The organism is Mesorhizobium sp. LMG 17147 (genome assembly GCF_024297145.1).
Taxonomy (GTDB): Bacteria; Pseudomonadota; Alphaproteobacteria; order Rhizobiales; family Rhizobiaceae; genus Mesorhizobium.
Map to the genome: position 1 here is coordinate 1 of NZ_JANCTC010000015.1, position 15569 is coordinate 15569.

At 58.1% G+C, this 15569-nt stretch carries 10 protein-coding genes and 4 pseudogenes; 6 read left to right on the forward strand and 8 right to left on the reverse strand.

The window, feature by feature from the left end; all coding sequences use genetic code 11:
• Positions 1–1118 precede the first annotated feature (1118 nt).
• Positions 1119–2555 carry an MBOAT family protein gene (locus NMG46_RS22515; protein WP_254819732.1) on the forward strand — a complete coding sequence of 479 codons (1437 nt, stop codon included), beginning with the start codon at positions 1119–1121 and terminating at the stop codon, positions 2553–2555.
• Positions 2530–3498, forward strand: a complete 969-nt coding sequence (locus NMG46_RS22520; RefSeq protein WP_254819733.1) for a hypothetical protein — start codon at positions 2530–2532, stop codon at positions 3496–3498. Before NMG46_RS22515 ends, NMG46_RS22520 begins: the two co-directional genes overlap by 26 nt.
• A gap of 326 nt (positions 3499–3824) precedes the next feature.
• Here NMG46_RS22520 and NMG46_RS22525 read toward each other — a convergent pair whose 3' ends face one another.
• Entirely contained in the window at positions 3825–5411 is a 1587-nt protein-coding gene (locus NMG46_RS22525; protein WP_254819734.1) for an adenylate/guanylate cyclase domain-containing protein, read from the reverse strand.
• Positions 5412–5724: 313 nt separating this feature from the next.
• Here NMG46_RS22525 and NMG46_RS22530 point away from each other — a divergent pair.
• A pseudogene (locus NMG46_RS22530) lies at positions 5725–5913 on the forward strand (3'(2'),5'-bisphosphate nucleotidase CysQ); the annotation flags it as partial.
• Positions 5914–6124: 211 nt separating this feature from the next.
• Here NMG46_RS22530 and NMG46_RS22535 read toward each other — a convergent pair.
• The 7 genes and pseudogenes from NMG46_RS22535 to NMG46_RS22565 form a co-directional block, all read right to left on the reverse strand.
• Positions 6125–7450 carry a type II toxin-antitoxin system HipA family toxin gene (locus NMG46_RS22535; RefSeq protein ID WP_254819735.1) on the reverse strand — a complete coding sequence of 442 codons (1326 nt, stop codon included), beginning with the start codon at positions 7448–7450 and terminating at the stop codon, positions 6125–6127.
• Complete coding sequence (locus NMG46_RS22540; protein ID WP_254819736.1) at positions 7450–7704, reverse strand: helix-turn-helix domain-containing protein; 255 nt, start codon at positions 7702–7704, stop codon at positions 7450–7452. The genes NMG46_RS22535 and NMG46_RS22540 overlap by 1 nt, the downstream gene beginning before the upstream one ends.
• Positions 7705–8412: 708 nt before the next feature.
• Positions 8413–8646, reverse strand: coding sequence for a DUF6429 family protein (locus NMG46_RS22545; RefSeq protein WP_254819737.1), 234 nt, complete (start codon positions 8644–8646; stop codon positions 8413–8415).
• A 304-nt stretch (positions 8647–8950) separates the two neighbouring features.
• The gene (locus tag NMG46_RS22550) at positions 8951–9499 is read right to left on the reverse strand and encodes a class I SAM-dependent methyltransferase (protein WP_254819738.1); all 549 of its coding nucleotides are present in this window, start codon (positions 9497–9499) and stop codon (positions 8951–8953) included.
• Between the two features lie 124 nt (positions 9500–9623).
• Positions 9624–10454: a hypothetical protein gene (locus tag NMG46_RS22555; protein WP_254819739.1), complete on the reverse strand. Its 831-nt coding sequence runs from the start codon at positions 10452–10454 to the stop codon at positions 9624–9626.
• A 270-nt stretch (positions 10455–10724) separates the two neighbouring features.
• A pseudogene (locus tag NMG46_RS22560) lies at positions 10725–10892 on the reverse strand (transposase); the annotation flags it as partial.
• A 1232-nt stretch (positions 10893–12124) separates the two neighbouring features.
• Positions 12125–12330: pseudogene (locus tag NMG46_RS22565) on the reverse strand (IS481 family transposase); the annotation flags it as partial.
• Positions 12331–12463: 133 nt separating this feature from the next.
• Here NMG46_RS22565 and NMG46_RS22570 point away from each other — a divergent pair.
• From NMG46_RS22570 to NMG46_RS22580, 3 genes and pseudogenes are all read left to right on the forward strand, one after another.
• Positions 12464–13546, forward strand: coding sequence for a histidine kinase dimerization/phosphoacceptor domain -containing protein (locus tag NMG46_RS22570; RefSeq protein ID WP_254819740.1), 1083 nt, complete (start codon positions 12464–12466; stop codon positions 13544–13546).
• Between the two features lie 529 nt (positions 13547–14075).
• Positions 14076–14971, forward strand: a pseudogene (locus NMG46_RS22575) (aminopeptidase).
• A gap of 197 nt (positions 14972–15168) precedes the next feature.
• Positions 15169–15543 (forward strand): hypothetical protein, encoded by a 375-nt coding sequence (locus NMG46_RS22580; RefSeq protein ID WP_254819741.1) that lies wholly within the window; start codon positions 15169–15171, stop codon positions 15541–15543.
• Positions 15544–15569: the final 26 nt, after the last annotated feature.

Here is a 15569-nt window from a genome sequence, read left to right on the forward strand (position 1 = left end):
TCGCTGATTGCAAGCTTGTCGGGGTACTGGCGGACGATATTTCTCAGGTGCTCGAAGGCCGCAATGTTGGCAAAATCGGCGCCCAATCTTTGAAATGGGCGCAGTACGGGACCACCCTGATCCAGTGCGTATTGTGGGACACTTGACCAATTATCGGAGGTCGTTGTCCGGAAATCCACCGCCAGATCCTGATTTGCGATTTCTGATCCCAAATATGCCGAAGACATGAGCTGTCACGCTAGGATTAGGTCACTTATCGCCCCCCGCCCCAATCTTTTCATCGATCATTCTGATGATGCCCTTCGCCTGTTTCGCAGGCCGCCGGCCGAGCCAATCATGCCGGGCCCCCGGGTACTGTGCTAGGCATGAGGCGACGAGCACTGGCGTTTGTGCCAAGTTGGGGCCTGTAGCACACATGCACGTTTCGACGACGCGCGATGCCGCCTGGTGTGAGTTCTCAGCTCGATTGTCCAACCAAGCGGCCGCTCTCCTGCCTGTCGCACAGCGTATGAACTTCATCGCGGCGCCACAGCAACGCGGCGCTTCAAGGACCTCGCCTTCGTCATCAAAAGCCAGCCAAAGGCAGCAGGTCTGCGTATTGATCTTGACCCCATCCCTTGTGTCCGCTTGCGCCGATCTCGGCGGCACCGAGCCCAGATGGGTCCACCAGTGCCGATTGTCTCGCGGAGGCAGCTGCGCCTTGTCGTACGAATGAACGAAGACAAATTAGGGCCAGACCTTAGCCTGAGCGTTGATCTAAAGCGCGCCTCGCCGATCTTCTGCTTATTTCAGCGTATAGCCGCCCGGCGGGACAGCGGGAAAGTGGTGAGGGAACAACCGATATCGTCATGCTGGGGCCTGGTAAGCCGACTGGCTAACGGAGACAGCTTTCCTAGAACAACCCTTAGTCGCCACGTCGCTGACGTTGCACATGATACCTGACAAACCGGGTTGGTCACGTCAAGACGGGATGAACTGTCGTGGAAAGCCGTGATCCTGACAATCGTTGGGGGCCGTGCCACCAATCTCCGCAAGTGTCTGCTTCAAAATCAGGTCGTTATTTGCGCCTTCGAAATAGAAATATTCACAAGGTTATGCTTAGCTAACTTTGGGAAGACATGGTATTCAATAGCTGGCCCTTCTGGATATTCTTCTCGTTATTTATCCCCGTTTATTGGGCGCTTCCATTTCGCGGGCAGAGACTATTTACCCTTGCCGCAAGCTACTTTTTCTATGGCTGGTGGGATTGGCGATTTCTCCCACTAATCGCTTTCTCTACGGTCATGGATTTCTGCCTGGGCAATCTTGTGGCGGCGGCTCCGGCAGGCCCACCCAGACAACGATACATCTGGATCTCTGTCTTTGTTAACCTGTTGCTGCTTGGAGTGTTCAAATACTATAATTTTTTTGCTGACCAACTCGATACGGCTCTTTCTTCGTTGGGAATAACAGTATCTTTACCATTGCTTAACGTTATTCTTCCCGTTGGTATATCATTCTATACGTTCCAGAGTATGAGCTATGTCTTCGACATAGCTCGTGGCATTGCAAAGCCGGCTAGTAGCTTCTGGAATTTCGCCCTTTACGTCTCCTTTTTCCCGCACTTGGTCGCGGGACCTATAATGCGCTCCGGTGCCAAGGGGCATGAGGAGCTAGGCCGCGGTCTCCTAAAACAGCTTGAGGTGCCGCGCGTCAGCCGTCCTGACGACTTCAGCCTCGGCTTGTACTACATACTTGTAGGCCTCTTTAAGAAGGTTGTTGTCGGCGACAACATGGCCTCGTTGGTCAACAGCATCTTTGGTCGTGAGAGCGATCAACTTACCGGGCTTGAATGTCTCGTCGGTGTGTATGCATTCGCATGGCAGATATATGCCGACTTTTCCGGCTACAGTTCCATCGCGCAAGGTCTCGCCAAGTGGATGGGCATCGACTTGATGGATAATTTCAAGATACCTTATCTAGCCATCTCGCCCAGCGATTTCTGGCGACGCTGGCATATCAGCCTTTCGACATGGTTACGCGACTATGTCTACATATCTCTCGGCGGTAGCAGGGGTAGCACGTCAATAGTTTATCGAAATCTCATGATCACTATGATTCTGGGCGGCATCTGGCACGGCGCCAACTGGACTTTTGTTTTATGGGGTTTGTTCCATGGATTACTGCTTTGCATTTACCGTTTCATGGGCTGGGAGGGCAGAGCCCCTGTCTCCGCTTTCGGCCGTGCCTGGCGAATTGTTCTGATGTTCCAATTCGTATGCTTCGGCTGGCTTCTGTTTCGGGCTGAGAACATAAGCCAAGTAGTCACCTTCCTTCATCTCATAGCCACTGATTGGCGGATCACGGCTAGCGTAACCGCCATGCTGGGTCTCATGGTTTTCTACACTATTCCTCTATTTCTTTTCGAGTTCTGGCTCGATCGTCGTAAGAAGAACCTTCTCGCACTTCCGCAGGGATCATGGTCAGTTCGCGCCGTTGTGTACGCTTACATGATCCTGATGTTAATTTTCTTTCCATCACCGAACGCCCATGAATTCATTTATTTCCAATTTTAGGACGGAGTCGAAGGTGATTGCGGCCGTTCTGCTTTTGCTGGCGGCGGTGGAGTTTTGTCTTTATCTGGGTGAGCCCTGGCTATCTGCCGACGTACGCCACATCCGGCAAATACCAAGAATCGTTGAAGATCTTAGGACGGCAGAGCCTCCGCGCGTCTTATTTCTTGGAAATTCGCTCACACGCGCCAGCATCCGACCTGATCTTGTCGTAGACACATTGGCCAGTGCTAACCTTCCTAGGGTTTACCCTGCCATGATCTTTCCGGACGATACAACGATCGTCGATTGGCACTACTTATACCGCAACTTTATTCAGCCAAAAAAACCCCAGCTTAATTTAATCGTGATTAGCTTTGCGTATGGTCATCTGGATGATCATCAGCCCCTCAACGTCGAACGCCTAGGTGGCGAGTTTGCGGGACTTTCCTCTGCCCCGGAGGCGTTCGCCCACGATGTCCTGTCACCCAGCGACCGCATTAAATACCTGCTTAGTTGCGCTTTTCGGTTGTGGGCGGACAGAGCACGCGTGCAGACGAGGGTTCTTGCACTGATCCCCGGCTATACAACGCTCGCGCAGGTCATCAACAGAACTCTTAGGGGCCAGAGCCAACACGACCTTCCTGATCCATCCGCGACCTATCATCGACTCGCGCGCTTCATCGGGATGATCATCGAGGACGGCAATAGGCTCGTCTTCGTTGCCGTCCCCGTTCCTCGCCGCTACCCTCTTGCACAGGAACTTCGCGATACGATCCGCAACGCAGGAGCAGAACTTATCGATCTTCAGGGGGTGATACCCTTTACCCCTGCCGACTTTCCAGACGGCTATCATCTTTCCGCCCCCGCAGCGCAACAGTTTTCTAAGGCGCTGGCTCGCGCGATGGCCGATAATGACTACGTTCGTTCTGCTCTCGAGCAGCGCGCTGCCAAACCATACAGATGAGTAGGCCGGGAAGATTGGATGTCGTGTTTCTGAAGCCGGACCACCAAAGGCTCCGCCCCGGCGGGGCACAGCCTACGCCGGAAACGAACTCAAAACCGGATGGAAGCCGGGGGCAACGTCAGCGACTCAAACCAAGCCAAAGGCCTCTGCAGCATGGCTCGACCAGTCATCCTCGGGACCAAGCCCTTGCCGGCCTAGACTTAGAGAAGACTAGTCTACTCGCACCTCGTGATACCAGCCGAGTGCGTCAATACCGGCGGCCGAGACGGCGTTGAACCCGACTTTATGTGGCTGGCAACGGTCCACATTGCGTCACGTACAGGAACCTAAAATGCGGCGGGCTTGCTTCGGACGGTTAAGGCCAGGAGCGCCTCCGAAAGTCGTTTCTTCGCCCGCTCGACTCCGTTCTCGTCGATTGCCTCAACATCGAGGAACAAGTCGAGGCCAGTCGCGTGCTCGCTGATGACCTGAGGGCGCTGGGCGAGTTCACCCAGCAGGCCCTCGACTTCGTAGGGGACAACCTCCCGGCTGATCCCCTTCATGGCAATCGGTGCTAATGGACGCGCCCGGACAAGGTCGCGCACGAGCGCGTAAGTCTCATAGCTGAGACAGATGCCGCCGGGCTCGGCAATTGACTGCAGACGGGCCGCCAAGTTCGCTTCGGCTCCAATGATTGTGTAGTCCATCCGATCATCGGAACCGAAGTTCCCAACATTGCAATAGCCCGTGTTGATGCCCATGCGAGCTCGGAAGGGCCGTTCAACTCCGCGGTCATGCCATACCCTGTTCAACTGCTCCACCCGGCGCTGCATGTCGACGGCCATGCGCAAGCAGGCTCTCGCGTCTTCCTCGACGCCTTGCGTCTCGGGGTCTCCGAAGAACACAAGAAGCGCGTCGCCGATGAACTTGTCGACTGTGCCGCCGTGTCTGAGCGCGATCGTCGACATCTCGGTGAAGTACTCGTTGAGAAGAAGCGTCAAGTCCTCGGGCTGGAGCCGTTCCACGATCGCGGTGAAATCCTTGACGTCGGAGAAAAAGATCGTGAGCTTCTTGCGCTCGGTCGCGATGGTGACGTCCTTCTGGCCGCTGAAGATGCTTTTGTAGATTTGAGGCGAAAGGTATTTGGCGATCTTCAATGAAATCGCGGCCAGGAAGTCGTTTGCCTCCGAAAGCTCCTTGTTGATGCCCTGAATCAACGCGGACTGCCGGCGCTGCAGGAGAATGAACGTCAGGCCCGCCGCCGCCGCGAAACCGAAATATAGGAGCAGATACTTGAAGGTCAGGACGTTCGCAGCAATAGGCTGATTGACTGAAATCTCCTGGATCCCTCGGACATCCCCTACCTTCCAGTCCGTCTTGGGGCTATCCGGGTGTGAGTTATGGCAGGTCACGCACACTTGTCCCATTATGACAGGGGCCGCGGCGCGGACCTGCCGGTCAAACAGTGAGCCCGAGACTTCGATGATCGGCTCCTTCGGGTTGGCGCGCAAAGCCAAGATTGCATTCCGCTCGAACGCATCGAGCTGGTGGGGCGCGCGACCTTTGAAAGGCAGATCCGAGACGAACCGATATTTGACGGACCCGTCGTGAGCGCTGATGCGCTTGCCGAGTTCAATCGAGAGGGTTGCTGGAATAGGGATCGCACCCGGCACGTCCCGGTAGTTGTGTGTCGCAGTCACGGCGCCGTTTGCTTGCAGCACGCGTCCCACGACGTCGCTGCCGTAGAATCCGCGCATTTCGTCGATGATCCGGCTGATTTCGCTGGCTTGCCTGCGCAGCATCCGTTCCGATAGGTCTCGGAGGTCGAGCCAGGCTGCGACGGGCAGGCCGATAAGGCCGATGACCACTGCTGCCACAAGAAGCGGTCCCATGGTGCGCTGCTGACGCGCAATCTGTTCACCCAGTCCAGCCATTGTGCAAGCGCCCGGCCGTCTTAGTATCTGAACTATAGCTCATTCCCGGCACGGTACCAGAGTCAGTCTTGGCTCGATGAAAACACGTCGCCCTGCAACGTCGGACCGACCTTGAGCGGTTGCTGCTGAGCCCCGACCCTCACAGCGGATTTCGCATTCTGGCGCTAGATCCACAGTGAATCAGTGAAGGGATGTCGCAAAGTCGGTTGTGGCGCAATGATAATCGCTCAGGGGCCAAAAATTCACCTCTGGCACGGTTGAGACTTCTGCGGCCGGGGAGCGCGTCGGAGAAGGAAAAGTGTCCCGCGGAACGTATCCGCGTTTCGGCCGCACTATGGAATGGGACACCGCGGCGGGTGACGCGATATTTGGCGCTGCCGGTAGCATGACGCGCACCTGAATGGTGCGCCGCTCGCCTACGGTCAGCGCAACCAGGAGCTACGACGAGGATTTTGCCAACCGGCATTTTGTCGCCAGCGGCAAGGCTGCTAAATCTGGCTAGACGATGATTGCGCAACCAAAACGAACGCGTCAGGCCTGATCACCGCAACGTGAGCGCAGTTCCAGGCACATGCGCGAAAACGAATGTGTATCAGTGACTTCTGGCCGCGATCTGGCTGCCCGCCTCACAGGCTTGATCGCCCGTCGGTGGATTCGGCCTGGTTCGGTCGGCAAAATGCATAGCCCCGCAGCCCGTTCGTTTCGCACCTCGATCAATGGACGGCGTCAGCCTTGGTCTGAGCGAGAAGGGTGGCGCGCTTACCTATGGCCGACTTGACCGAGTCGACAAGCTGTTCAGGAAAGCCATGCGGCAATGAGACGATCGCGGTGTCGGCCTGCTTCTCCACGTTTCCAGCAATATCTTCGAAGATTCTGCGCATGGCACGCCTGCCCACCCCGGCAAGATCAGCGGTCTGCATGAAGTGGCGGGGCATGATGTCAGGCACCGAATAGTGCCGGCTCTTGCCGACCGACATTGCTAGCTTGAACTTCTTGCGGGGAATCTGTCCTACATCAAGGCTGGGCTGCGCGCTCAGCACGTCGTAGAGGGGCGTCATGCGGAATCCCGCGCCGGGGCCGAGAAAGATGCTGAAATTCTTAGCGTGGCCGTCGGTCGCGCCAATCAGCCAGAACAAAATGCAGGCGCGCAAGAAGACGGCGATGTCTTCATCAGGCGTATCGCTGCCCTTCAGAAGCTCGATAATCTCCCGCATGCCGGGACCGCCATCGGACTGGTACTTGCGAGTGGGCGGCACCGACAGCGCTTGACAGATATCCTCCTGCGGCAGGCGCAAGAGGCGGCCGTCGCGGGCCCACCACCGGTCGAAACGCTCTACGATCAGCGTGCGGCGCTCTCCGAAGTCAGCGATCTCCGCTTGGGCGACGGGAACGCCGAAAGCCTGGAGCAGCTTGAGGCACAGATACTCGTTCTCGACGCTATTGGAGAGATCGATACCGCTCGGCAGCTGGCCAATCTGGGGCTTGAGGATATGAGTGGTCGCCGTCGTGCCGACTGGTTTGTACCAGCTCCCGTCCTTGCGCAGCAGCGCGGTCTTTTCCTGCGCGCCGGCAATCGCGATGCGGAAATCCTCATCCTCGCCAAGGCCGAGGGGAGCAGCCGCAAGGTTCTTGATTATCCCCGCCACGTCCTCGTTGCTGACCGGCTTGCCGACGATACTGCCGGGATTGCCTGGATCCATGCCATCGGGCAGGAACTGCAGCGCGCCAATGCAGTCATGGCCGAGAGCGGCGAGCATGCTGTATGCGTCCGTGCCGTCGGCGCCGACGCGTTCGGCAACGCGCCTGCGTATCGCGTCACTATCCGGAAGGAGATTGTCGAAGACGTTGATCACGGGCGCGCCGATATAGCGGTCCTCCCGCAGGGGAAGCGAGAGCGAGACCGGGAAGGTGCCACGCCAGTCCAGCCATTCGTGGGCGTATTGGAAGTCGATGGCTCCCGTCGATTCCCTGCGCAGCAAGCCCACCAGGCGCCCGTTCAGGAAGACATTTAATGGGATGTGAGCCGGGCGCCGTCCCATCAGAACAGCTCCTCGATGTCAGCGGAGCTGCTCTTGCTACGCTCTCGAACGACGAGTTCCAAGTCGAGGGCGGAGAGGGCGGCCATCAAGGTGCGGAGCTGCACGGCCGGCTCGCCGGCCTCGAGGCGGGACACTGTGCCCTGGCGCAGATGGATCTGGTTACCAAGCGAGCCTTGCGTAAGACCGGCCTGCCTACGCGCGCGGCGTAGGATGGCGCCGAGTTGTTTTGCGTTGCGAGCAATCTGGTCGGTCATGATGGGTCTCCGAGGAGCGGTATACGGGATCGCGCATTAATCTTCAATATACGCGATCGCGTATAATACAGGAATACGCGATCCCGTGTAAAGAAGAAGTATACGCAATCGCGTATGACGCTCATCACTCGGAACCCCAATACTACGGCACGGCGCCTCTACCACGATGTCCCAATACGATCGGGAACAGCGAATGCGCGGCGAAGCGGATGGCGGGGCCGCAACAGCCGTTGTGGGCCAGCCGGTCAAGCTTGGGCCTCGGCGTTCAGGCATCAAGCAAACGGCTCCTCGCCTGCCGCTTCCGAGACGGTCGGAGGATCACAGAGGATCGCATCAGCATCATCGATTGGACATTAGAGGGCGTAAGGGACGGTCTGGGGCTCGCTGGCAATGCCACCCGATCGAGGGGGATTGCTGTAGTCAACATCCGCCCCTGCGCAGGTGGATTGCGGGTTGGTAGCAGTTGTCGAAGCAGAGACGATCAGATCCTTCATTTGCTACAGAGCAAACTATGCCATCGCCAGATTAGGCAGCAATGGTATGAGGGGATTGCTGCGCACGCCGAACATTCAAAGTAGCTCAAATCGTTCCCCACGATTAGTTAAGCGACGCCCGAAACCTACCACAAAACCGTCGCCAGAAATCATAGCCGTGCCTCTTGCCTACGGGCGCTGCGCGCCCCGGGGAACTGGAACACCCGCCCCACGCTCATGGCCCCGGCCGCGTGAACAGGGTGCGGAACAGTTCTTCCGCGCGTCGCAGGCCTTCATCTGTCAGAACCACCGACTTAGCCTTGCTTGCTGGATTCGAGATCAGCCCCTTCTGGTACAGGCGATCCAGAGTATCCCAATCCAATCCCTTCCAGGCGCGCCTCTGTTCATGCAGGGTTAGCCAAAGCAGGGCCAGAGCGGCATCGTCGATCTTGTCGGTGTCGATCTCCATGCAGGCAATCTACCACACGAAACCAACGTCTGCCGCAGCCTACACCGATTGGTTACAATAGGCCCGGCGGCTACCGGGGCAACGGCCCGGCGTTGCGGGCACTGAAGGCGCGGCTCGGCACCACGTGATACTCGCGTTGAAAGGCGTTGCCTGGGGAACGGCAATGAAATCGAACTCCGGAAAGCCTTGACCTCCAGCAAGACCCGTGAGCCCGTCCTGTTCGGGACCCGGCAGCAGGCAGCGGGTCGGCGCCTGCTGCTGGCCCATGGACTTCGGGAGGTAACACCACCGGCGATGTGTCGTCTTATGGCTGCGGAGTTCGTAAGGCGGGTTTCTCAAGCACCAGCACATGACTGCCAAGGGGCGACGTGTGGGTGCTCTTGACTTGAAACCCCTCGTTAGAAAGCGTTTCGATGAATTCGCCATCCGTTCCAGGCGGAACGCGGGCAACGACGTTTGAGGTGCGCCTCACAATATTGGAAAGCACCCTTCGCGCCTTGCCTGGGCCGATGTTGCGCTGCATGTGCTGATAGACGGCCAGCAGCAGGACGATATCGTATTTCGGTAGAAGGATATTGCCGAGGCGCCGGCTGCCAAGATTCAGGCGATCGAACCGGGCATGAACCGGGGAGCCGCTCAATAACATTTTTGCAGTCTCGATGTGCGGCTTGGCAATGTCGATCCCGTGGATCGAGCTGGGTTTCAGCTTGGATATCTCATAGGCGACAACGCCCATATTGCAGCCAACATCGAGAATGGATTTTCCGGCGTAGTCGACCTTTGCGGAGAATAGCCCGTCAAGTCTGTCGTCCCACGTTCCTGCAAAACCCCTTTTGAATCTTGACCACCACAAATCATCAGCTCCTTTGGGAAGAGCCCCCTTGAGCGCCTCCTACCACGAGAGAATTAATGGTCGATACCCTTTCAACTGGAATTGATCATATTGACGAACCACGGCAGGGACGTGTCCGGCCGCGTCACAACCCCATCAGCTTGAGTGCCGCGGGAACCGGATAGCGGCTGCCGTCATAGCGCATCCGGTAGGTCCGCTTCACAGGCTTGCTAGGATGGGACTGGCATTCGCCATTCTGGTCGGGGGAGGGATCATCGGTATTCGACCGCTCAACCGCTGTGATATCGTGATAACCATGATGGCTCGCGGGGCTTATCGCCAGGCTGACCTGGCTGGAATGAAAGGATCCGGCGCAACTACCATCGCTATCGCCGCCAGAGCCGGCCACCACGAGGCCGTCGAGCACCACGTGGAGTTCACCGCGGACGAGAGCGTAGAGCCGCAGGTCGGTTTCAGTGAACGGAGCGGTCAGTGAATGGTGCGCCAGTTCGATGCGCAGGCCGAAGGCCGTTACCTCAGGGGCCAGTGCATAGAGGCCGGTGTCGAATTCCACCTTCTCGATGACAATCGCGTCATCGGTCATCAGACCGGGCTGGAGCAGACGTTGGCGCACACGCAGCGTATTCCTGTCGACGACCAGAAGCTCGATATCGCCGACATGCAGGTGGTCGGCGTTAGCTGTGTCGATCAGCGGCACTGCGACCAACAGCAGCTCGTTATGGGCTGGCCAAATCTTGCATGCCAGGCCGAATGGCGCATCGCTCTCCGGGAGCGTTGAGGTGATGCTGGTATGAGGTTCAAGCGTGAACGAGGTGCCGTCAGCGCTCTTTTGGGCCTTGGGATAGGCCTGCTGCACCAGCGCGGCGGCATCGCCGCAATCGCCCGCCGTTGCCAGGGCGGGCGACAGGCTGGCGAGGGCGGCGCCGAGCAACAGAACAGGCAACACTATTCGCATGGAGTTCTCGCGTCGCAGGGCCGGGTTCGGCCAGGCCCTTCTACGCGAGATTGGTGGCGGCGCACAGTTTGTAGGCAAGTGACGGCTAGCTCCACCCGCTGCGTCAGGACCATAGTATCCTGGAACGTTTAAAGTCCGAGCTCGCTTAGGGACGGTGATCATGAGAACGCCGCCCGAGCGGCCAATTTTTGCCAATGCTGTTCGAGCTACCTGAGACAGATACTGACAATGTGATCTCGATTGCCTTGTCGCGCTCCGATTAGGGCTTGATTTGGAGTTGATGACGGCAGCAGCGAGATGAATGATGGCATTGAAGCTCTGGTCGGTTTTGTCGGCGCGCATGGCGATGCGTTTGAACTCTGTGAGTTTGCAGAAGAAATTCTCGATCAGATGACGCCATTTGTACATCTCGGCATCGAGCGGGATCGGCTTTGTTCGGCGCGGATGCTGGGAAATGACGATCTTGGCGCCAGGCTCGTTCAGATCGGCGATGATGGTGTTGCTGTGGAAGGTGTTCAGACCCGGATCGATTCATCATTGATCCAATCCATCAAATGCCGGACTGAACACCTAGAGCATGCCCAGGTCGGGTCGCGCAAAAATGGGCAATGATCTAGCAAAGGTTCCCAGTTGGACATGTCGATCAGCACGGTTTCCAAGCTTCTGGTCGACGCCGAGCTAATGCCGGCCTCCCGGCAGACAGGCCCCGTAGCCGTCGAACTCCACTTCCTAAATCCAGGCATCGCCGTCGGGTGGCTTCTCCATCAGTGTCGGCATCAAGGCTCAATCAACTCCATCCGGCCGGTGCCGGCATGCGATGCCACCGCATTGACCTATTCCGGGGCACGTTATGGCTTCTACACAGCCGAACTACCGCCACATAGTTCATTCGCATGTATCGATTACATTAGATATAGCTCATATACTCACGGTCAAGCGAGCACCCCTAAAGGCACGCTGGTCAGGCCCAGCGGTCTCCCCCACCGCAAGCCGCTGGGCCGCTAGAATTAGCGCAACGGATGGCGCCGACTTCATGACGACAATTAAAAGCGGGGTCAATTGAATGTCTACGTTTGCTGTTAATGTTTCGGACCGGAGCGCTTGCTCGTTCGAGGGTTCGAATGCTGGGGATATAGGCGTGGCCAAGGAGCTGTCTATTGCCGGTTTAGCCAAAGACTTGTCTAATGTTGCGCTCACATTCAATTGTCCGAATTGCTCGCATCCGGTGATAAGGAAAGGTTCTGCACTAAGAACGATGGCGCACTTCAAATGCCACGGGTGCAACGCCAAGGTGCGGATCACTTATCAGCAGAAGCTAGCAATCTTCGAAAAGCACAGGCTGTCTGCCGCCCCGGGCGCGTTGCGACAACTCAACTCTGCTTTGCGGTGCCCCTAGCGGCTTCGCCCAAGGGTCATGTGCGGCCCGGCGCTGTCACCCCAATCTGATTGTGATTGCGCAGACCCTCTTCGTCGCGCTTGCTTGCGCGGCCAATCAGTCCCGGCTTGATCCATTGAGTGGCTGGGCGCTTCGTGCACTTTACCGACGGCGCGGCATGCTCCTGCACCCGTTTCCATAGCTCGCGGATCACTGGGGGTCGAATTTGATGAAAGCCAATCCGGAGGGCGAATGCGGGGCTTGCCAGCCTCGCGCTCAATGCCGAGCAGTTGGCCTAGCTGTGGAGCCTCAACAGGTTGTCCTCGGCTAGAGCGACGCGACTGATAGGTGTTTTTGACTTTAGGCAGCCGGGGGGCGATGCCAATTGTATCTGTGCAGCCAGACAGGCAGCTCTGCGGCGCGATGGGTCGATGTCGGGTAAGCGATGGCGTAAGCCCATTCGCGCAGCGCCGTCTGGGTGAAGAGCTGTCCTTCGGCCGATCGCAACCTTAGACGTGTGAGCGTTGCGCATAACGCTAGACTTGTTGCCAGTGCGTGGAGCGTGAAATACAGCCTTGGCGCGATGGCAGGCGCGTCGCATTGTTGATATCATCCGCACAGAACAGGCGCGCAAATGATATCTGATTCAGAGAAGGCCGAAGCGGTCGAGCAGTTGCTTGATACACCTGACCTTGCAACCGCACTGGAAAGCGAACAGTTCAAGAAATTCCTTGACCAGGTGCCGATCGCCATAGCCGTTTCGGACCTTGCCGCTGAGGAGCGTGTGGTCTATGCCAATCCGGAATTCGAGAAACTGTCAGGCCTGACGGCCGCTAGGCTCACCCGAGAAAACTGGCTGGCCCTTCGGGGCACAGGCCTCCATCAGCAAAAGGACAGGCCGCTTGCCGAGGCCGTGGTCGAGGGAACCGATTTAGTCGGCACCTTCAGGCTGGAGCGCAACGAGGACAAGCCGGCGATCGTCGACGTTTATTCCAACGAGATAGAGGACGATAACGGCAAGGTTTGCTTCCGACTGGTGGCACTGGTCGACGTATCGGCTCACGGCGAGGCGGGAGATCAGCGCTCGGACGAGGAGCGGGTCGGCGAGAAAGACACACTGCTTCGCGAACTGCAGCACAGGGTGAAGAACAACCTGCAGATGATCACCGCACTGATCCGGCTGGAAAGCCGCAACGCTACCGAGGCCGACCGGAGACGGTTTGAGCGCCTCGCCGGTCGCGTCGACGCTTTGGCGATACTCTACCAGACGCTAACGGCCGACGAGCCGAAGGAAGAGGTCGACCTTGGTGTGTATCTCAGCCAGATCGCGTCCGCGGTAATGAGCTCGCATGCAGTCGAGGGAATCCGGCTGGATATGAAGGTGGATACATATCCGGTGTCAATAAACGTCGCGATGCCGGCGGGACTGGTCGTGAACGAATTGCTGACCAATTCACTAAAACATGCCTTCCAGGGGCGCGACGGCGGCACGATAATGCTGCACAGCATTGTCGATGGCGACGGCTGCCGGGTGATAGTGGCGGACGACGGAATCGGCCTGCCGGAAGGCGAGATGTGGCCCAAGCCAGGCAAGCTCGGAGCGCTGATCGCGCGATCGCTGACCGAGAACGCCAAAGCGCATCTAGCCGTCGAGTCCAGCGCCAACAAAGGGACGAAGGTGACCATCGTTTTCAAACGGTCGGCGGCAGCAAGCTGAACGATTGCCGTCGAACATAGCAGGCTGACGGCTGGCTTCATGTCGCGGCTTTGAGCAGGTGGCCCCGACGCGCGCTCCGAGCCGCCAGCATCGGACGCCGCCAACTCGGCACGCGCCGGCTCACGGGTCACGAGAACACGTCACAACTCTTTGCTGCGAATGCGCCTGCAGCGGCTCGCCCGATCCCCCTGGAGGCGCCGGTGATAACCGCGATCGGACGCAAGACACGGCTCGGCGACTGACGCTAGTTTTGTAGGCCGCGACCCTCGGGGAGGGCGGGGGCACCTGAGCCCTTCGCGCTCATCACGCGCGGGCCGGCAATTCAGCAGCGAGTCATCGTATTGGCCAATCTTGCCGAGGACGAAGGTCTAACCTACACATCAAATTGGTCTGACTGTTCGTGGCCGGAGGTAACCGCGAAATTGCGCTATCAGGACATGAGAGCAGTGCTGTAGGCAAACCGTGTGCGTGCATTCGTTCGATTGGTCGCTACGACGATCCTTCGACCCCTGAGATATTGCGCGCCCGAATGGCATCGGCGGCCGCCATACGACAGTTTGCTATCGATGAACCGGCGCTGCCCGACAACAACAGCTACCGCAGCTATGTCGATGTTTGTCGCCACTCCGGGACATGGGCCGTCTTCGCCGCGCCGGAATTCTCGCTGACGCCACGAACATGGTGCTTTCCGGTTTCGGCTGTGTTCCCTACCGGGGATATTTCTCCAAAAAGTCTGCGACTGAAACCGCCGCCGAACTTCAAAGACAGGGCCTCGACGTCTATGTAACGGGCGTCACTGCATATTCCACGCTTGGCTGGTCGAGTGACCCGCTACTAAGCACGATGCTCACCCAAGATGGAACGTACCTCGCAGGGCTGGTATTCCATGAACTGGCCCACCAGCGCGTCTACGTGCATAGCGATTCCGCGTTCACGAGGCGGTTCGCTGTCGCTGTCGAAACAACGGGTGTGAGAAAATGGCTGCGCGCGACCGGTGATATTCGCGGGTTGCGCCGTTACGAGGCCGAACGGAGGCGCAAAACTGAATTTCTTGTGCTGGTGTCGCTGACCCGGGACCAGCTTAGGCATGTCTATGACCAGAATGGTACTTCTGAGCAGAAGCGGGCCGCGAAGACGGCCGCCATTGAACGGCTGAGGACGCGCTACCGACAGATGCGCGACAGGCGATGGGGTGGATACCGCGGATACGACGCCTGGTTCGATGCTCCGATCGACAATGCAAAGCTCGCGGCGACTTCCGTCTACAGCGATCGGGTGCCGGCCTTTCTCCGCTTGTTCGACTTGTGTTCGGGCGACTATCCCCGCTTCTATGCATCGGTTCAAAGGCTTGGCGCGTTGGACAAAGTTTGCCGCGCCGAAGCGCTTTCGGGGGCAGACGCATGTTATGGAGCCAGTCAAAGCTGACGGCCGAATCGGTCCTCTGACATTATTTGGGCGTGAACTGACTGGGAGGTTTCGGCCGGATGCGCAGCTATCGTGGACACTAAGGCGCGAGGGCAGTGTTTTCCCCACCCGGCCCGGTCGCTCGGCGGCATTATTCTGCGCAATTCTGCGCAGCAAATACCGACCTAAGATCGATGCATTAGGAAGCACGATCCGCCTTGCAGCCAAAAACACTCGCTGACCGCGCCAACAATGCCGCATTTTGGGGCACGCTCGCTGCGGCTATCAGCATTTTTATCGCCACACTGGCGCCCCTCATGCTGTTGGCAGAAACGCCGCTTACGCAGGCGTGGATAGTGGGGCTTCTCGGACTGATAGTCCTGTTGCCCCATGCCCTACGGCTCGCTGTGTTGCTGCACTATGACGGTTGGACGCCGAGGCCGTGGCCTCTTGTGATGTTGGCCGTGGCTTGGGGAAGGCTGATTTCCTCCACCGCGGCGATCTTTCTGGACCTCGTGCCGGATATCTCGGGCGCTTCCGTGGAGGCAGGCGACCTGACAAACTTACAAGCAGGCCTAAAGGCGGGCAAATAAACGGCCCGCGTGCTCCACATGACATC